This is a genomic window from Candidatus Dormiibacterota bacterium (genome assembly GCA_035635555.1).
Taxonomy (GTDB): Bacteria; Acidobacteriota; Polarisedimenticolia; order Gp22-AA2; family Gp22-AA2; genus Gp22-AA3.
Genome location: DASQAT010000055.1, coordinates 121,255 through 139,728, shown reverse-complemented (window position 1 = coordinate 139,728; position 18,474 = coordinate 121,255). Strand labels below are relative to the sequence as shown.

General features: G+C 68.5%; 17 protein-coding genes. 13 read left to right on the top strand and 4 right to left on the bottom strand.

What is annotated here, in order from left to right:
- Positions 1 to 77 precede the first annotated feature (77 nt).
- On the bottom strand, positions 78 to 1,736 hold the full coding sequence (locus tag VEW47_16945; GenBank protein ID HYS06871.1) for a hypothetical protein: 1,659 nt from the start codon (positions 1,734 to 1,736) through the stop codon (positions 78 to 80).
- A gap of 113 nt (positions 1,737 to 1,849) precedes the next feature.
- Here VEW47_16945 and VEW47_16940 point away from each other — a divergent pair, with 113 nt between their 5' ends.
- The 4 genes from VEW47_16940 to grxD all read left to right on the top strand — a co-directional run bounded on the left by VEW47_16940 (position 1,850) and on the right by grxD (position 6,193).
- Positions 1,850 to 4,918 (top strand): hypothetical protein, encoded by a 3,069-nt coding sequence (locus tag VEW47_16940; GenBank protein HYS06870.1) that lies wholly within the window; start codon positions 1,850 to 1,852, stop codon positions 4,916 to 4,918.
- Positions 4,919 to 4,985: 67 nt separating this feature from the next.
- Positions 4,986 to 5,549, top strand: coding sequence for a hypothetical protein (locus tag VEW47_16935; GenBank protein ID HYS06869.1), 564 nt, complete (start codon positions 4,986 to 4,988; stop codon positions 5,547 to 5,549).
- Between the two features lie 13 nt (positions 5,550 to 5,562).
- Positions 5,563 to 5,832 (top strand): BolA/IbaG family iron-sulfur metabolism protein, encoded by a 270-nt coding sequence (locus tag VEW47_16930; protein HYS06868.1) that lies wholly within the window; start codon positions 5,563 to 5,565, stop codon positions 5,830 to 5,832.
- 16 nt (positions 5,833 to 5,848) lie between these two features.
- Positions 5,849 to 6,193, top strand: coding sequence for a Grx4 family monothiol glutaredoxin (gene grxD, locus VEW47_16925; protein HYS06867.1), 345 nt, complete (start codon positions 5,849 to 5,851; stop codon positions 6,191 to 6,193).
- 42 nt (positions 6,194 to 6,235) lie between these two features.
- Here the strand turns inward: grxD and VEW47_16920 are convergent, their stop codons facing one another.
- Both VEW47_16920 and VEW47_16915 read right to left on the bottom strand, forming a co-directional pair.
- Positions 6,236 to 6,847: a hypothetical protein gene (locus tag VEW47_16920; GenBank protein ID HYS06866.1), complete on the bottom strand. Its 612-nt coding sequence runs from the start codon at positions 6,845 to 6,847 to the stop codon at positions 6,236 to 6,238.
- Positions 6,847 to 7,500 carry a DUF4410 domain-containing protein gene (locus VEW47_16915; protein ID HYS06865.1) on the bottom strand — a complete coding sequence of 218 codons (654 nt, stop codon included), beginning with the start codon at positions 7,498 to 7,500 and terminating at the stop codon, positions 6,847 to 6,849. The genes VEW47_16920 and VEW47_16915 overlap by 1 nt, the downstream gene beginning before the upstream one ends.
- A 174-nt stretch (positions 7,501 to 7,674) precedes the next feature.
- On the opposite strand from VEW47_16915, the gene VEW47_16910 reads away from it, so the two are divergent.
- Positions 7,675 to 10,770: a protein kinase gene (locus VEW47_16910; protein HYS06864.1), complete on the top strand. Its 3,096-nt coding sequence runs from the start codon at positions 7,675 to 7,677 to the stop codon at positions 10,768 to 10,770.
- A gap of 17 nt (positions 10,771 to 10,787) precedes the next feature.
- Complete coding sequence (ygiD, locus tag VEW47_16905; protein HYS06863.1) at positions 10,788 to 11,609, top strand: 4,5-DOPA dioxygenase extradiol; 822 nt, start codon at positions 10,788 to 10,790, stop codon at positions 11,607 to 11,609.
- Here ygiD and VEW47_16900 read toward each other — a convergent pair.
- Positions 11,566 to 11,925: a DUF983 domain-containing protein gene (locus VEW47_16900; protein ID HYS06862.1), complete on the bottom strand. Its 360-nt coding sequence runs from the start codon at positions 11,923 to 11,925 to the stop codon at positions 11,566 to 11,568. The two genes, ygiD and VEW47_16900, sit on opposite strands and share 44 nt — an antisense overlap.
- 76 nt (positions 11,926 to 12,001) lie before the next feature.
- Between VEW47_16900 and VEW47_16895 the strand changes: the two genes are divergently transcribed.
- The 7 genes from VEW47_16895 to VEW47_16865 are packed head-to-tail and all read left to right on the top strand — an operon-like array spanning position 12,002 to position 18,464.
- The gene (locus VEW47_16895) at positions 12,002 to 12,742 is read left to right on the top strand and encodes an RDD family protein (protein ID HYS06861.1); all 741 of its coding nucleotides are present in this window, start codon (positions 12,002 to 12,004) and stop codon (positions 12,740 to 12,742) included.
- Positions 12,742 to 13,323 (top strand): hypothetical protein, encoded by a 582-nt coding sequence (locus tag VEW47_16890; protein HYS06860.1) that lies wholly within the window; start codon positions 12,742 to 12,744, stop codon positions 13,321 to 13,323. The genes VEW47_16895 and VEW47_16890 overlap by 1 nt, the downstream gene beginning before the upstream one ends.
- The gene (locus VEW47_16885) at positions 13,320 to 14,369 is read left to right on the top strand and encodes a hypothetical protein (protein HYS06859.1); all 1,050 of its coding nucleotides are present in this window, start codon (positions 13,320 to 13,322) and stop codon (positions 14,367 to 14,369) included. Before VEW47_16890 ends, VEW47_16885 begins: the two co-directional genes overlap by 4 nt.
- Entirely contained in the window at positions 14,348 to 14,683 is a 336-nt protein-coding gene (locus tag VEW47_16880) for a rhomboid family protein (protein HYS06858.1), read from the top strand. The genes VEW47_16885 and VEW47_16880 overlap by 22 nt, the downstream gene beginning before the upstream one ends.
- The gene (locus VEW47_16875; protein ID HYS06857.1) at positions 14,680 to 16,314 is read left to right on the top strand and encodes a DUF4129 domain-containing protein; all 1,635 of its coding nucleotides are present in this window, start codon (positions 14,680 to 14,682) and stop codon (positions 16,312 to 16,314) included. The genes VEW47_16880 and VEW47_16875 overlap by 4 nt, the downstream gene beginning before the upstream one ends.
- The gene (locus tag VEW47_16870; GenBank protein ID HYS06856.1) at positions 16,301 to 17,509 is read left to right on the top strand and encodes a DUF4350 domain-containing protein; all 1,209 of its coding nucleotides are present in this window, start codon (positions 16,301 to 16,303) and stop codon (positions 17,507 to 17,509) included. The genes VEW47_16875 and VEW47_16870 overlap by 14 nt, the downstream gene beginning before the upstream one ends.
- Entirely contained in the window at positions 17,499 to 18,464 is a 966-nt protein-coding gene (locus VEW47_16865) for a MoxR family ATPase (GenBank protein ID HYS06855.1), read from the top strand. The genes VEW47_16870 and VEW47_16865 overlap by 11 nt, the downstream gene beginning before the upstream one ends.
- Positions 18,465 to 18,474 lie beyond the last annotated feature (10 nt).

The following is an 18,474-nucleotide window of genomic DNA, read 5'->3' as shown; positions in this document are numbered from 1 at the left end:
CTCATGGTCTCCGCGAACCGCCGCCGCGCCGCCCGCGCCGCCGCGAACGCGGCTCCTGCCATGACCTCGACGCGTTCCTAGAACGCCTGCCCCGCCGTGAACGACAGGACGCCGCGCGGGTTCTCCTCCCGGCCCAGGCCGCTCAACGGGTAGGCGTAGTCGAGCCGGATGACGGTGCCGCTGCTGCCGCGGGTCACGTCGAAGCGGAACCCGGCTCCGACGTCGCCGACGACATCCCCCAGGTCCTCGTTCTCGCCCGCGCGCCAGACGTACCCGGCGTCGGCGAACGGACTGAAGGCGATCGACAGGAGGTGCAGCCAGTCGAACACGATATAGGCGCGATCCTCGACATTGAACAGGAGCCTCTTGTTGCCGTCGAACCGGCGGCTGTCGTATCCGCGCAGACCGGTGTCGCCCCCGAGAAGGAACTGCATGTCGCCGTCGAGATTGTGACCCCAGGAGTGGTCGACATGGACGACCAGCGTCTGGCGCGGGAAGCCGAGGTAGTAATGCCGGAAATCGAATCCCGTGATGACGTTTTCGCCGAGCCCCGCCAGGAAGCGGCCCGTCGTGAAGAGCTCGGTCACGGTGTAGGTGGACGGCGAGAGGTGGAACCAGCGGCCGTACCGGCCGGAGAAGAAGACGCGGTTGTGCTCGTCGCCGAGAAATCGTGGGGACAGACCCAGCCCCGCCGACCAGTCGTTTCCGAGGTTGATGTCCTCGAACCTGTCGAACCGGTCGAGATAGCACACCCGCTGGTAGTTCACGTCGCTCGAACGGTAGACCGCCTCGAGGATCCGGAAGCGGCGGTCCCGGGGGAGAGCGACGTACCCTGCGCCCCCCACGGGGGGCAGGGTCGAGAGAGGCGCCTCGCCCGGCTCGGGAGCGAACCGGTCGTCCTCGAGCCTGAAGCGATACACCAGCCTGCGCGTCGTCTCGTATCCCGTGCGCAGCGCCCGCCCGTAGCGCAGCAGGACGTCGCTGTGGCGCTGCCGGAATCCGGGGGCGTCGTTGCCGTCGATCTGCAGGGGCGTGACCTGCGAGAAATGGGAGCCCCCGCCTCCGCCGGAATTCTCTGTGAGCGCCGAGAAGAAGGGACGATCGACGTCGGCGGCGTAGAGCATCCCGTCCGATCGAATGAAGTACGAGGCGCCGAGGGTCCACCGGCTCCCGAGCAGGCGCGGGTCGGCGTACTCGATCCCGCCGGAGTTGCGGTCGAGGTCCTTCTTCAGGGACAGGCCGATCTGCTTGCCCAGGCCGGCGAGGTTCTGCTCGCTGAACGAGAACCGGCCTGTGGTCCGGTTCCCCTGGCGGCTGATGGAGACGTTCGGCCGCGTGGTCCAGATGTCGCGCGTGTGCACGATCACGTCCACGCGCCCGTCGTCCCGCGCCACCGTCTCGATGCGCGTGTTGTCGTGCAGGAAGACGAGACGTCTGAGGTTGCGTTCCGACTCGTACAGGACGTCCGGATCGGCGGGGTCCCCCTCCTGGAACAGGAGCTCGCGCCTGATGACATACTCCCGCGTCTCCACGTGCAGCCGGTCGGCCCAGATGAATGGGAGGTGGCGCTCGTCCGGATTGTCCAGGTCGAAGACGTCCTCCCGGTCGATGCGAATCGTGGCGATGGTGGGATAGGACTGGCCGCGCGCCGGCGGGCAGGAGATCACGAAAGTCAGGAGGAGGGTCACGAGGATCGGCGGGAGGGGCGGCGGACCGACCCGCTGGCTCGACCTCATTCGACCGACGGGGGGGCCTCGCTCATGCAGGCATCCCGCGGACTGTTGATTGCCGGAGAGACGGAATCGTCGTACATTTCGACGGCTCATGGTAATACACGGAGACTGATGCCATGCACCGAGCTCGGTTCGTCGTCGGTACGTGTCTTTTGGCCGGGGGGCTCCTGGGACCGGCGCAGGCCCAGTACGTGAACTTCGAGTCCTCCCAGGTCCATCCGATCGCCCTGACCCCTTCGGGAAAAAGCCTCCTGGTCGTGAACACCCCGGACGCTCTGCTGGAGGTGTTCACCGTGACGCCGGACGGGGGGCTCCTGCCCGGCGCCTCGATCCCGGTCGGTCTCGAGCCGGTCAGCGTGGTGCCCAGGAGCGACTCCGAGGCCTGGGTGGTCAATCACCTGTCGGACACGGTCAGCATCGTGGACCTCTCTCTGGGCACCACGGTCAGGACCCTGCCGGTGGGGGACGAGCCGACCGATGTCGTCTTCGCCAACGGCCGGGCGTTCGTCGCCGTGTCGCAGGAGGACGCCGTCAAGGTGTTCGACCTGGGGGATCTGGCCGGTCCGCCGATCGCCCTTCCACTGTTCGGAAGCGACACACGCGCCCTGGCGGCCTCGAAGGACGGCACCAGGGTCTACGCGGTCGTCCTGAACTCGGGGAACCAGACGACTGTGATCAACGCCAACGTCATCTTCAACGGCGGGGCGGGGCTCGACGTGAACCGGCTGACGCAGCTGGGGCTGAACCCGATCAACTGCAGCAGCGCGCATCCGCCCTACCCCCCGCTGCCCGCCGGCATCGTGCGCAATCCGGCGCTGATCGACCCGCCCGGCGGCGTGCCGTCCGTCGGCCTCATCGTCAAATGGGACCCGGCCACGCAGGCGTGGCGCGACGACGCCTCCCAGGACTGGAGCATGTGCCTGCCGTACCGGCTCCCGGACCATGACCTGTTCATCATCGACACCGCCTCCCTGAACGTCTCGACCGTCGATCACCTGGGCACGACCCTGTTCGAAGTGTCGGTCAACCCCGGCAACGGAAAGATCTACATCCCCAACACCGAGGCGAGGAACAACGTCCGCTTCGAGCACCCCCTCGGCGTGGGCGGGCACGTGGTGGACGATCGCCTGACGATCGTCGACCCGGCCGCCGGCAATGCCGTCACCGTGGTGGACCTCAACACCCACATCGACCGCGGCAGCGATCCTGCGACCAACCTGCCGGAGCGCCGGGCGAGCCTCTCGCAGCCCGGCATGCTCGTGTGGAACCGCGCCGGGACGATCGGCTATCTCACCGCGATCGGTTCGCGTAAGCTGTTCCGGGTGAACGGCGGCTGCGCCTCCGGCGCGTGCATCTTCGGTGCCGCGCGCTCGGTGCCCGACGTGGTCGAGGTCGGCGAGGGCCCGACCGGCGTCGCGCTGCGCGAGGACCTGGGTCGCGCCTACGTCCTGAACCGCTTCAGCAACTCGGTCGCTCTCGTGGACACCGCGTCCCTTGCCAAGGTCGGCGAGATCGGTCTGCACGATCCGTCGTCCGACACGATCAAGAACGGGCGCCGCCTCCTGTACGACGGCATCGACACGTCGGGGCACGGCGACAACTCCTGCGCCTCCTGCCACATCTCGGGGAACATGGACGAGCTGGGATGGGACCTCGGAAACCCGCCCGGGGGCTTCGTGCCGTACGGAACGCCCGGGGACAACGTCCGGTTCATCGTGCCGCAGAACAACCAGCCGGTGACCGTCCCGGCGCAGCCGCCGTTCTCGGCGCACAAAGGCTTCGATCCGCAGAAGGGACCGATGACGACGCAGACGCTGCGCGGCATGCTGGAGCCCCTGCACTGGCGAGGCGACCGCGCGACGCTCGACGTCTTCAACAAGGCGTTCGTCGGGCTGCTGGGCGCGCACGACATCGGTCCGATCAACGGCGAGCCGGCCGGTCTCACGGCGGCCCAGATGGAGCTGTTCCGGCAGTTCGCGCTCGGGATCACCCTCCCGCCGAACCCCTATCGCAGCGTCGACGACACCATCCCGAACGCACCCGTGACCATCCCGGGAAACCCCTTCACGGGAAACCCGACCGCCGGACAGGCGCTGTTCCTGACGGGGAGCACCGATGCCGGGCAGTCGTGCTCGTCCTGCCACGCCCTGCCGTTCGGCGCGGCGGGCGGCAAGCTCGGCGGGATCGACCCCGGCGACCCGGTGACGATGTTTGCGGGGCTGTTCAACGGCAACGCCGACGGCGTTCCGCACAGCGACCTGAAGGTGCCCCACACCCGCAACCTCTACGAGAAGTTCGGGCCGCGTTTCGGCCCGCCCGGGACCTCCACTCCGCCGGACTCGAAGACCGGCTTCGGCTTCATCCACGACGGCTCGATCCCCGATCTGGGGACGTTCCTGTCGGCCCAGGTTTTCACGCTGACGGCGCCGCAGGTGCGCGACCTCACCCTGTTCCTGATGCACTTCCCGACCGGCATCAAGCCTTCGGTCGGGAAGAATCTCACCGTCCCCGCCGGTCTTCCACCGACCGGCACGCCGCAGCAGGAGCAGCTCGTCTCGGCCCTCGTCGGTCTCGGAAACCTGGCCGATCCTGGCCGGCACTGCGACCTGGTGGCTTACGCGACAGCACAGGGGCGGCCGCGGAGCTACTACTTGAACGGCGGCATCGGCAGCGGCGGGTTGTGGACGACCGACGTCGCCAGCGAGGCGCAGGTCACGACCGTGGCGCTTCGGCAGAACGCGACGGGCCCGGTCACCTTCCTGTGCGGCACGATCGGGTCCGGGGTTCGTCTGGGCGCCGACCGCGACCTCGACGGCCATCTGAACGGCGAGGATTGCTCTCCGGGGGATGCGGCGGCCCCGTACCTGGCGCCTGTCGAGGTGGACGGGTTGACGGTGACCGGCGCGAGGCCGACGCACCTGGCCTGGAGCGACGAGCCTCCGGGTACCGGCCCCGGTCTCGTGTATGAGCTCGCAGGGGGAGGTCTCGCGGCGCTCCATGTCTCGGGCCCGGGCCCTTCCACCTCGTGTCTGTCGTCCGATCTCCCCTCCCCGTCCTACGACGACACGCGCGACAACCCGACGGCCGGCGACGGCTACTTCTATCTGACCCGCGGACGGAACTCCTGCGCCGCCGGTCCGTTCGGCTCGGTCCCTCAGGCGATCGACGCGCTCGCCTGTCCCTAGATCAGAGGGCTTGGAGGGGATGGCCGATCGGGGATAGAATCCGGCTGGTTTCCGGAGGGCCCGAGGCGTGTTGACGAAACCCATGGTCTACGCGGTCCTGCTCGTGCTCGCGACCCTGGCTATTTCGTGCAACGACAACGGCACCACGATCATCAACGGACTCGACTGCAATCTCGTGCGCGACGACCTCGTCGGCTCCTGGGTCGTCAATCTGGGGGCCGGCGCCCGGACGCTGCAGAACTGCACGAGTGTAATCTCACCGCTGCCTGCAGGAGTGAACGGAGCCACAGTCGCCACGACTGACTTCCCGGCCACTTATTCCCGCATGGACGTCTTCGGCAGCCAAGGCAGCACGAGTTTCGGGCTCCAGGCCGACCGGAGCGATAGCAACAACGACACCAGAGCCGTGGAGTTGACTGGCAGCGTGCAGGCCGACTCGTGTCTCGCCATGGTGCGTGTCTGGGACCGGACCGACGCACTATTCTTCCAGTGCATCGGCACCTTCAATCGCAACAATCTCACGCTCTCGGGGACCTGCGACTCGGCGGAGATCGACTTCAACGTCGACGGCGAGCTCGACACCTCCTGTAGCCTCAGCTCGGACGTGACCTTCGCCGCGGCAATCCAGTGAGAGGAGGCGCCGGGTGGGCCCGGACGATCTGAAGAAGCGCATCGAGCAGGAGATTCCGGGAGCATCCGCGCGCGTCGAGGGGGCAGACGCCCACTTCGGCGCGCTGGTGGTGGCGCAGGCCTTCGAGGGGAAGAGCCGGATCGAGCAGCATCAGATGATCTACGCCCTGTTCCGCGACGAGATGGCGAGCCAGGCCATTCACGCCTTGTCGCTCAAGACCTGCACGCCGGCCGAGTGGGAGCGCGAGAAGGCCAGCGGGCCGCTGCCGGTTTCACACGTCTGATACCAGGAGAATCGCAATGTCCCAGGAAATCCTCGACATGATCCAGAAGGAAATCGACTCCAACACCATCTGCCTGTTCACCAAGGGGACGGCCGACATGCCGATGTGCGGCTTCTCGGCGCGGGCGATCGCCGTCTTCAAGGAGCTCGGCCGGCCGTTCAAGACCGTCGACATCCTCCCCGACCCCCGCATCCGTCAGATCCTGAGCAGCGTCAGCCACTGGCCGACCGTCCCGCAGGTGTTCGTCGGCGGCAAGTTCATCGGCGGCAGCGACATCGTCCTCGAGATGCACCAGAAGGGGGAGCTCAAGCCGCTGGTCGAAGAGGCCTTCAAGGCGAAGCAGGCGGCCCCGGCCCGCTGACTCATCCTCGCGCCAGGGACGCCCTGGCCGCGGGGGAGTGCCTCAGAAGGAGGCCGGCTCGCCGGAGGCCGCGATCGCCAGGTCGTCGCGCAGGGCCTCTCCGAACTTCCCCAGCCACATGTCGATTCGCTCCTCGACGGTCGAGAACGAAATGAACTTCCGTTGGTGAACCGCGGCGAGGAGCTCGCCGCTGGCCGCGTCGGTGATCTTGATGTCCCAGGTGGCCTGCGGAGACGATTTCCCCATCGTCCCCTTGGCGACATAGTCCACGAGCCGGCCGCTCAGGACCAGGTCCCCTCCTTCCGTCGTCACTTCCGCGAACCCTTGGAGGCTGCGACGCAGCACGGTGCGGAGCCGCAGCGGCATCTGCTCGGCCAGCTCGTAGGCTCTCGCGGCGTCGCGTGCCCTGCGCTCCTTGGCCACGAAGACGGGCTCGGGCCACTCCTCGACGCGCAGCTTTTTCCCCTTGAGGCTGAACCCCGGCTTGACCCACACGTAGTCGATCACGGAGGTGGTCCTGAACTCCACCCCGGAGCCGAACCAGGCGGGATCGAGCCGTCCGTCGTCCAGGCGCTGCGGCTCGACGGCCGCCACCGCGGACGCCGCGAGGGCCAGCGCCAGGACGGCCGCGCAGGCGTGAATCTTGATGGGCACTAGGAATTTGCGGGCGCGTTCGACGCCGCGAGATCGTCGTGCAGCGCCTTGCCGAACTTCTCCAGCCACTTGGCGATCTTGTCGTCGATTTCCGACATCGTCGTGCCGCTGACGCAGCGATGATGGATGGCGACCAGGACCTCGCCGCTCGTCTTGTCCACGATCTTGATGTCCCATGTCGCGTCGGCGTGGCCGGCGCCCATTCCGATCAGGAACTTCTTGGCCTTGCTTCCCGTATTGCAGTCCACGAACCGGCCGGTCATCACGATGTCTCCGTCATCCCGGGAGACCTCCGCATAACCGGCCAGCGCGGCGCCCAGCGCTCCCCGCATCCGTGTCGGCATGAGTTCCGTGAGCTCGGCGGCCTTGGCCGAGTCCTTGGGCCGGCGCTCCTTGCCAAGAAACACGGGGTCGGCCCACTTGTCGATGCGGATCTTCCTTCCCTTGATGCTGAATCCCGGCTTCACCCAGAGGAAATCGATATCCTCGGCCTGCCGGAACACGATGCCCGGGCCGAACCAGGAGGGATCGAGGAGACCATCATCCAGACGCTTCTGACCCTCGTCCCCGGCCGATACCGGGCTCGTGGCCAGACAAACACCGAAGAACACCGCCAGCAGGATCGCAAGAATCGCGGGACGTAGATGGGACATGGCAGTCCCCTCCTTGTTGCCGGGAAATCTCCCCGATTGCGCTCTCCTATATCCGGTCGGAGGAAGTGTTGTCAAGGCTCCGCCCGGGCGTGCTCGCAGGGGCCCGGTGGAGGGTGGCGCTCCGTCCCTCCGCGCCCTAGATTCACCCGTCGAGGCAGTCCGCCACGAGGAGGTGTGTCGTCTCCGGGGCGGGCGGGCCAGCGAACGGGGGAGTCGCCGATTTCGACACCCGCTGAATACTCCAAACGGGCCAAGCAGGCTGCGCGGGCCGAGAACTACGACCAGGCGGGGGACTTCTACCGTCTGGCGGGGGACTGGAAGCGCGCCAACGACATGTACCTCGAGGGCGGGCACTACGACCTGGCGGCCCGGCTCGCCGAGGAGATGGGGGACCTTCCGAACGCGGCGCTCTACTACCTGAAATCCGGCGACCTGGCCGCCTCGGGCGAGGTCGAGCTGAAGCAGGACAACCGCGAGAAGGCGGCCTGGTTGTTCAACAAGGCCGGCCAGTACGCGCGCGCGGCCGAGCTGCTGGAAGGCCTCGACCAGTTCGCCGCGGCCGCCGACAACTATCGCAAGGGGGGGTTCCGCGACAAGGCGGCCATTCTCTACGTGAAGGCCGGCAAGGAGGCGCTGGCCGCATCGATCTTCGAGGAGCTGATCGAGGAGTTGAGCCGGCAGGAACCGGGCGGGTTCCGCTCCGAGGCGGAGCGGTCGATGCTCCTGAAATACCACCGCTACTGCGGCGAGCTGCACTCGAAGCTGGAGAGACCGGACAAGGCGGCGTCTCATTTCGAGCTGGCCCTCATGTACGACCAGGCGGCCGAAGCGTGGCGGCGGGCCGGGCACGCCGAGAAGGCGGCCGACATCCTGCTGCGCCTGCAGCGGCCCGAGGACGCCTTCAAGATCCTGCAGGAGTCGGGCCGGGACATCTCGACGCTGGGGCCGGTGGTGCAGGCGGGGATCCTCGCGCGCCAGGGGAAGCACCGCGAAGCCGCGGAGATTCTCGAGAAGGCGGGCAGCCTCTTCAAGGCGGCCGAGATGTGGAAGGAAGCGGGCGAGCCGCTGCGCGCCGCGGTCCTGTATGAAAAGGAAGGGGAGTCCGACCAGGCGGCCGACCTCTACGTGCGCGCGGGCAAGCACGACGAGGCGGCGCGCATCTACGAGTCGGGCCGCGACTTCAAGAACGCCGCCGAGCTGTACCGCAAGGCCGGCCTGACGGAGGAGGCGGCGCGCGTCTACATGAAGGCCGGGGACCCGGTCGCCGCGGCGCGTCTGTACTACGACAAGAAGAACTACGACGCCTGCATCAAAGCCCTGCAGAAGGTCTCGCAGGACGACCGCGATTTCCGCAAGGCGTCGTTCCTCCTGGGGCGCATCTTCGCCGAGCAGGGGCTGCACACGCTGGCGGCCGACAAGTTCGCCGCCGCCATCGGCGAGGAGGACGTCAACGACGACACCGTCATCATCTATTATTCCCTCGCCCTGGCGCACGAATCGAATCTGAGGCCACGCGAGGCGCTGGGGGTCTACCAGAAGATCCTCTCGTACGATTACTCCTACAAGGACGCCCTGCAGCGGATGAAGGCCCTGGAGGAGACGCCGCTCGTCCGTCTGAGCGCCCGCGGCGCTCCCCGCAAGACCGAGACCGAGAGCGGCTGGGCCGAGCCGAACCGCTACCGCGTCGAGCAGTCGCTCGGATCCGGCAAGCTGGGCGAGGTGTTCAGGGGCGTCGACACGGCGCTGGGGCGCAGGGTCGCCGTCCGCCGCATCAACGAAGGACCGAACGAAGCGGGCAAGGCCGACCGCTTCCTGAAGGAGGCGGCGCAGGCCGCGCAGCTCAGCCACCCGAACATCGTGTCGATCTACGACACCGGGGCAGACGAGAACGGCCGGTTCATCGTCTCCGCGCTGGCCGAGGGGAAGACGCTGCGGGCGCTCCTCAACGAGAAGGTCCGCTTCGAGGCGAACCGTGTGGTCGAGATGGGGCGGCAGATCCTGCAGGCCCTCGAACACGCGCACGGCCGCGGCGTCCTGCACAGGAATCTGCGCCCCGAGAACATCTTCGTGACCGCCGACGACAAGGTCAGCATCGCCGACTTCGGACTGGGGGTCCGCCTGACGGACCTGTCGACGCAGGAGCTCTCGACCGGCCGCCTGATCCAGTACACGCCGCCCGAGATGCTGCTGAAGGACCGCGTGGACGCGCGGTCCGACCTCTATTCGTTCGGCATCATCCTCTACGAGATGGCCGTCGGCCATCCCCCGTTCGAGGGGAACGACGTCGGCCACCAGCAGGCGCACGGGCCCGTGCCCCTTCCCGGCCCGGGCGAGCGGGCGCTGCCCGAATTCCTCAAGGCGGTCATTCTGCGGCTGCTCGAGAAGGACAAGGGGAAGCGGTATCCGGATGCCGCCGCGGTCCTGCGCGAGCTGCAGCTCAAGGAGGTCGTGCCCGGGATCACCGTGGGCGGGCGCTACGAGGTCCTGGCGGAAATCGGACGGGGCGGAATGGGGACGATCTTCCGCGCGCGCGACACCGAGCTCGACGAGACGGTCGCCCTCAAGTTCCTCGCCGGCGAGATCGGCGCGGATCTCGCCTCCCGCTTCGTGCAGGAGATCAAGACGGCGCGCAAGGTCAACCACCCGAATGTGGTGCGCGTCTTCACGCTGGAGAAGTGGCAGGACCACCGCTTCATCGTGATGGAATACATCGACGGCATGGCCCTGCCGCGCTGGATGGCCCGCACGCCTCTGCCGGTGCGCGCCGACCGTGTGCGCCTCGCCCTGCAGCTCGCCTCCGCCCTCGACGCGGCGCACGCGATCGGCATCGTGCACCGCGACATCAAGCCCGAGAACATCCTGGTGACCGGCTCCGGCGACGGCAAGATCCTCGATTTCGGCATCGCCCGTCCCGAGAATCCGGGGCATACGCTGACCGCGACCGGCGCCGTGGTGGGTTCGCCCATGTACATGTCTCCGGAGCAGATCCAGGCCATGGGGGTGGACCGGCGCACCGACATCTATTCGCTCGGAGCGGTGCTCTATTACCTGTTCACCGGCGTCGAGCCGTTCAAGGGGAAGGATATCCAGGAGATCCTGATGAAGCATCTGGGCGCCCCCCCGCGCGCCCCCCAGACGATCGATCCCACACTGCCGCGTCCTCTCTCCGACGCCATCATGCGCGCCCTGACCCCCGACCGCGAGAGGCGGTTCCAGAAGGCCTCCGACCTGGGCGCGGCGCTGTCGCTCGCGATCGAATCGGCCGCGTAGTATAGTTCCCGCCCGCGATGGTCGAGACACACGGCCTGCGGATGCCGGCCCTCTTCATCGGGCACGGCTCTCCGATGAACGCCATCGAGGACAACGTGTTCAGCCGCGGCTGGGCCGACGCGGCGCGCCGGCTGCCGGCGCCGGCCGCCGTCCTGTGCGTCTCGGCCCACTGGGAGACGGCCGGTGTGCGCGTCACGTCCTCCCGAAGCCCGGAGACCATCCACGACTTCTACGGTTTCCCGCGCGCGCTCTTCGACGTCCGCTACCCCGCCCCTGGGGACCCGACCCTGGCCCGGAGGCTGGCCCGGCTGGCGCGCATCGTCGCGGTCGGCCTCGACGACGAACGCGGACTCGACCACGGCTGCTGGAGCGTCCTGCGGGCCATGTACCCGCGCGCCGACGTGCCGACCGTGCAGCTCAGCCTCGATACCTCCCGTCCGGCGGCCTTCCACTACGCGCTGGCGGGGGAGCTCGCGGCCCTGCGCGACGAACGGGTGCTCATCGTCGGCAGCGGCGACATCGTGCACAACCTGGGGGTGCTCGACTGGAAGCGCGAGGGCGGCTACGACTGGGCGGTCCGCTTCAATGACGAGGTCAAAAGGAGGATCCTGGCTCGCGAGCACGCCCCCCTCGTGGCCTACCACGATCTCGGGCCCGACGCGCGCCTGGCCGTGCCGACGCCGGAGCACTACCTGCCGCTCCTCTACGTCCTCGCGCTCCAGGAAGACCGGGACGAGGTCGCCTTCTTCAACGATGCGATCGTGATGGGGTCGGTCTCGATGACCTCGATCACGATCAGCCAGTCCGGTCGATCGCCAGATCGAGATGCATCCAGATGATCCTCGAGTAGCGGAACAGGATCGGCGCGAGCGGAACGAACAGCGGCAGCGCCGCCGCCAGGATCGCCAGATCGGACCAGCCCGGAAGCAGCAGACCCAGGATTCCCGACACCGCGAGATAGGCCGGTATCGCCAGGGCGTAGCTCACGTACATGGCGCCCACGAAGTAACCGGGCTCGCGTTCGAACACGTGCCCGCAGACCGGGCAGGCGCGGTGCATCGTCAGGAGCGAGCGGAAGGGGTGCCCCTCGTGGCACTTCGGGCAGCGCTGCCGCGCGATGGAGAGGATCTGGGCCCGGAACGAGGACGAGGACACCGGGCTCGGATTATAGTCTGCTTGACGGGGCGGAAGCGCTGCGGCTACGCTGGCCGCCGTACGGTGAGGGACGACGATGAACTGGTATTACGCCAGAGAAGGGCGCCAGGTCGGTCCCTTGAGCGAACAGGACTTGAAGCTGCAGGTCGCGGCGGGCGTGATCCGGGCGGACACGCTCGTCTGGCACGAGGGGATGGCCGGCTGGCAGGCGTACGGCTCCGTCGCCTCTGGAACGGACGCCGGCGCTCCCGCTTCACGCCCGACCTGCACCCAATGCGGCCGCGCCTTCGCGCCGGAGGAGATGATCCGGTTCGGCGACCGGTGGGTGTGCGCGACGTGCAAACCGGCGTTCGTGCAGGGCCTCAAGGAGGGAGCGATCGCACCGGAGCAGTTCAGGTACGGTGGGTTCTGGCTCCGCTTCGCGGCCGTGCTCATCGACGGGATCATCATGGGGGTGGTCGGATTCATCCTGCAGTTCCCTCTCTTCCTCAAGATGATGACCGCGCCGCAGGAGACCGGTTCGTTCAGGTGGCTCGGCCTGCAGATGCTCCTGAATCTCATCAAGTTCGTGCTGTCCCTCGGTTATGAAACCTGGTTCGTGGGCGCGTTCGGCGCCACGCCGGGGAAGATGGTCTGCGGCCTCAAGGTCGTGATGCCGGACGGGAGCAAGATCGGATACGCCCGCGCCCTGGCGCGCTTCTTCGCCAAGATCATCTCCTACCTGACCCTGTGCATCGGGTTCGTCATGGCCGCCTTCGACGACGAGAAACGCGCCCTGCACGACCGCATCTGCGAGACGCGGGTGGTGAAGTCGTAATGCTGCTGTGCACGGCCTGCCGGGCCTCCCTGTCGATGGAAGCCCTGGCGGGCCCGGGATCGGTGCGCTGCCCGGGGTGCGGCGCGACGCTCGAGATCAGCGTGTTCCCCGCCCTGTACCGGCCTCTCGAATCGGGCCGCCCCGGCGAGACGCTGCTCACGGACGAGGAATCGGCGTGCTTCTACCATCCGAAGAAGCGCGCCGTCGTTCCGTGCGAGTCGTGCGGACGCTTCCTGTGCGCGCTGTGCGACCTGGACCTGAACGGCACGCATTACTGCGCGCCGTGCCTGGAGAGCGCGCGTGGACGGGGCGCGTTCCCGCGGCTGGAGAACCAGCGGACCTGTCACGATCGGATCGCGATGGCCGTGGCGCTCTACCCGCTGCTCCTGTTCTTCTATCCGACGCTGGTCACGGCCCCGGTCGCGGTGTTCCTGTCGGCGCGCGCCCTGCGCGCTCCCGGCAGCCTGGTGCACAAAGCCAGGATCCGGTGCGTCCTGGCGATGCTCATCGCCTCGGCGGAGATCGTCGTCTGGGTGCTCATCTTCAACCTGATCGTCACGCAGATGCGGACGGCGAAGTGACGGCGCCCGGCGCCGTGGAATACCGGCGTCTCCCCGGCAGGGGGCGGACGCCTCTCGGCTCCGACAGTCTCTGGATCGGCGAAGACCACCTGCTTCTCGTCGAGCTGCGCGGATTCACCGAGACCTACCGGCGATTCTACTTCCGCGACGTGCAGGCGATCATTCTCCGGAGGACCGATCGCGCCGGCAGGGTGGCCGTCCTCCTCGGAGTCCTGGGACTGGTCTTCCTCGGATTCGCCGCGGATGCAGGCCCCGTGTGGAACGTCGTCTGGGGCGGCGTCTCCGGTCTCCTGTTCCTGGGGCTCGCCGTCAACGTGGCGCTGGGACCGAGCTGCAGCTGCGTGCTGCGCACGGCGCTCCAGACGGTCCGGCTGCGCCCGCTGGGGCGCCTGCGCAGGGCGCGCCGCGTGCTCGAACGTCTTCGCACGCACATCGAGCTGGAGCAAGGGACGCTCACGCCCGACGACAGGCTGGCCCGCGCCCGGGAGGCTGCCGATCTGGAGGGCTTCACGCCCGCGGCCGCGCCCTCCGCGACGGCACCGCCCGTCGCCGCGCAGCCGCCCATCGTCGGCCGGGAGCGCACGACGCGGCACGACACGGGGCGGGCGCACGAAGCGCTGGCTTACGCTCTTTTGTTCTCGGCGGTCGCGGGTGTGGTCCCGGTTCTCTATTTCCACGTCGTGCTGAGCGTGGCGCTCAGCGTGGTCTTTCTCGGCCGCATGGCCTGCCTGGTCGCGGCCCTGGCCCGCCAGCACCACAGCGATCTGCCGGCGTCGATCAAGACCTTCGCGTGGACCGCGTTCGGATTCGAGGTGGCGATCATGACCCTCGGGATCGTCACGGGTGTTGTGATGGTGTTCAAGATGCTGGAGACCGGAGCCCTCACCCCCCTGGCGATCATCGAGCGGGTACGGAGCAACTCCCTTTACAAGGTGTCGGCGTTCCTGAGCAGCCTCGGCTGGCTGACTCTCGGTGTCTGGGGCCTTCTGCTGCACAGACGTCTCGCTTCGACGAGAGGGAACACGTGGCAGACGCTCCCGACCTGACCCGGGCACGCTGCGTCGTGCACGCGCGGCGGGAGGCGGCGGCGCGCTGCCCCGAGTGCCGCCGGTTCTTCTGCCGGGAGTGCGTCACCGAGCACGGCGATCGGGCGATCTGCGCCGCCTGCCTCGGGCGCCTGGCCGGGGCCGGGGCGGAGCGCGGGCGGAAGTCGTTCCAGGCGGTCGCGCGCGCGGGCCAGATCCTCGTCGGGATCTTCGCCGCGTGGTTCTTCTTCTACATGGTGGGCGAATTCCTGTCGTCGCTCCCCGACGCCTTCCACGAGACGTCCCGCGGTACGGGCGTGCCGGGCCCTCCATGAGACGCGGGTCCGGCGGGGCCGTGCCATCCCCGGGGGCGATCGAGGTCCTCGACGAATCGTTCCACCTTCTCCGCACAGCACCGGCCGGGGTGCTTCTGTCGTTCTACGTGGGGAGCGTGCCGTTCGTCCTCGGATTCCTGTTCTTCTGGATGGACATGGGACGGAGCGCCCTGGCGCGCCGCCACGTGGCCGAGGACGCGCTCCTCCTGGCCGTGCTCTACGTCTGGATGAAGTCCTGGCAGGCCGTCTGCGCGCGCGCGCTGCGGCGACGGCTGGCCGGACGTCCGGAGCCGCTCCCGCCCTCCGGGTGGGCCCGGCACCTCCTGACGCAGGCGGCGCTGCAGCCGACCTCCCTCTTCGTCCTGCCGTTCGCCGGTTTCATCCTGCTGCCGTACGGCTGGGCCTACGCCTTCTATCAGAGCCTCGCCGTCACCGGCGACGCCGCGGCGGCCAGGCGGCACGCGGCGCTCTGGCCGCGGCAGAACCACGCGATCCTCCTGATCCTGTTCCTGCTGGGATATTTCGTCTTCCTCAACGTGTCGGCCGCCATCTTCATGACCCCTTTCCTGCTCAGGACGCTGTTCGGGATCGAGACCGCCTTCAGCCGCAGCCCCGCGGCCCTCTTCAACACGACGTTCTTCCTGATCGCCTGGGGGCTCACCTATCTGGCGGTGGCCCCCGTCACGAAGGCGGCGTATGCCGTGCGCTGCTTTCACGGGGACTCGCTGACGACCGGCGAGGATCTCAGGTCGGATCTGCGCTCTGTCTCGAAGGCGCCGCGGCGCGCGGCCGCCATCATCCTCCTGCTTCTCGCCCTCGACGCGGGGGGCTTCACCTCCGGCTGGTCCGTCGCGGGGACGGGCCCGGCGGCCCCCTCGCGGAACCTGCCGGCCGACGAGATCGATCGCGCGATCCGGCAGGTGATCCGGAGACGCGAGTTCGACTGGCGCAGGCCCGAGGCGCCGCTGCCGGAGGAGAAGAAGGGGATCCTGGCACGCTTCTTCGAGGACGTCGCCGACACGACCCTGACCGCGCTCAAGTCGTTCTTCGGATGGATCGCAGACCTGATGGAGAGGCTGGTGCGGCTCGCGGGTCGTCGCGCCCGCCCGGACGGGAGAACCGGCGAGGGGATGGGCTGGCTGACTTCGGTCCAGGGACTCCTGGCGATCCTGCTGGCGGCCGTGGCCTGCGCCGCCGCCCTCTTCTTCTGGCGATCGCGCAGAAGGGCTGCGTCACCGGACGTCACGATCGCGGAGGCGGTGCCGGCCATCCCCGACGTGTCGGTCGATGACGGCTCGGCCGCGGACCTGCCGGCCGAGAGATGGATCGATCTCGCGCGCGAGCTGAGCCGTCAGGGGGACCTCCGCGCGGCGGTGCGGGCCTTGTACCTGGCCTGCCTGTCGCTCCTCGCGGCGCGCGGCCTCCTGACGCTGGCCCGGTTCAAGTCCAACCGCGACTACCAGGCCGAGCTGCGCCGTCGAGGGCGCGGCGGGCCGGACCTGGGCGCGCCGTTCGCGGACAGCGTGACGCAGTTCGAGCGGGTCTGGTACGGCCGTCACGAGGCGACGGTCGAGACCGTGCGGATCGTCACCGCCAATCTCCAGAGGATGCAGGCCCATGCTCAGGAGTAGGCTGCAGGCGGGGATGCTCCTCGCCCTGTTGGGCGTCCTCGGCCTCGGCGTGGCGCGGCTCCTGGCCCTGCGCGCCGCGCAGGGAGACGTCTACGCACGCTACTCGACGCTGCGCTCGGATCCCTTCGGCGCCCGCATCCTGATGGAGGGGCTGCGCGAGATCGACGGGCTGCGTGTGCGCAGAAACACCGCGCCGCTCAGCCACCTGTGGGAGGATCCCGACGAGACGCTCTTCCTCCTGGGGGCATCGCCGCTCCATCTCGACTCCGACGCCTCCGACGACGACCTGGAGATCGAGGCGCTCGTCCGGCAGGGGGCGCGCGCGGTGATCGCCGTGGCGCCGGTCGGCGACGCGAAGTCGGCGAAGGAGGACGAGACGGACAAGACGCGCCTCGAGCCTCCGGCGGATGACGACCCGGTCTTGGACCAGCCCAGGCGTCAGACGTTCAACAGAATCCTCGGCTTCAAGGTGGAGCATGCGCCGCTGCCCGAGGACGAGGATCACGAGCCGGTGGCCGACGTGGCGCGCCGCGCGTCCGGGCCGTCCGTCGCTCCCGACCTTCCTGAAACGCTGCCGTGGCACACGACGCTCTGCTTCACCGATCTGGCGGCGGACTGGAGGGTGATCTATGTCCGCGCCGGGCGGCCGGTCCTCATCGAGAGACATCTCGGGAGGGGGAGCCTGGTCCTGTCGGCCGACTCGTTCGTCCTGAGCAACGAGTCGCTGAGCCGGGATCCGAAGGGACCGCTCGTCTCCTGGCTCGTCGGAACGAACCGCACCGTCGTGTTCGACGAGACGCATCTCGGCGTCGTCGATCGGCAGGGCGTCGCCTCGCTCATGCGCCGCTACGGGCTGCACGGTTCTGTGGCCGCGATCCTGCTCGCCGCCGTCCTGTTCGTGTGGCGCGCCTCGGTCCCGTTCCTCCCGCCGCGCGAGGAGAAGGACGCTGGGACCGGTGAGGCCGTGACCGGTCGCGACGCCGCGGCGGGGCTCGTGACAATCCTGAGGAGAGGGATCCCGGCCTCCGACGTCATGAGCGTCTGCCGGACGGTGTGGAACAGGACCTTCCAGAGGCGCCGGCCGGACCTGGTCGCGGCCCTGGAGAGGATGACCGAGGAAGCGGCCGATCCGGTCGAAGGCTACCGGCGCATCAGCCGGACCCTGCAGGAGATGAAGGTCACCTATGAACGTTGACGGCGGCACGCTCCTGGACGTCCTCAAGGAGGCGCGGGGCGAGGTGGGGAAGGTGATCATCGGGCAGGACCAGGCGATCGACCGGGCGCTCATCGCCATCTTCACGGGGCACCACGCCCTCGTCGAGGGGGTGCCCGGCGTCGCCAAGACGCTCCTGGTGCGCACGCTCGCCCGCGTCCTCGGATGCGAGTTCGGCCGCATCCAGTTCACTCCCGACCTGATGCCCGCCGACATCACCGGGACGAACGTCTTCAATCTCAAGACCGGCGAGTTCGCGCTCATCCGGGGTCCGATCTTCACGACCTTCCTCCTGGCGGACGAGATCAACCGCGCGCCGGCCAAGACTCAATCGGCGCTCCTGCAGGCGATGCAGGAGAGGACGGTCACGATCGATCGCGAGACCCACCGCCTGTCTGACGGCTTCACCGTGTTCGCCACGCAGAACCCGATCGAGTACGAGGGGACGTACCCGCTGCCGGAGGCGCAGAAGGACCGCTTCATGCTGAAGATCACGATGGGGTGTCCGGAACGCGAGGAGGAGCTGGCGCTGGCCCGGCGGACGCTGTCGGACGAGTCGCCCGAGGGGACGCTCGCGGCCGGCAAGGTGCGGGCGGTCGTCGGCCCCGGGGTCCTGGAGGGGCTCCGCAGGTCGCTCGAGACGCTCACCGTGCGCGAGGATCTCCTGGCCTACGTCGTGGACATCGTGAGGCGCTCGCGCGAGCACGAATCGGTTCTCGTCGGCGCCGGCCCGCGCGCCACGCAGGCGCTCCTCCTCGCCAGCCGCGCGCACGCCGCCCTCGACGGACGGGATTTCGTCACGCCCGACGACATCAGGACGATGGCCTACGCTGTCCTCGAGCACCGAATCATCCTGCGTCCGGAATTCGAGATCGAGGGGCTCGCGCTGGGGGAGGTCATCGGCCGGATCCTGCAGGACGTGGCGGTGCCGAGATGACCGCGGCCCC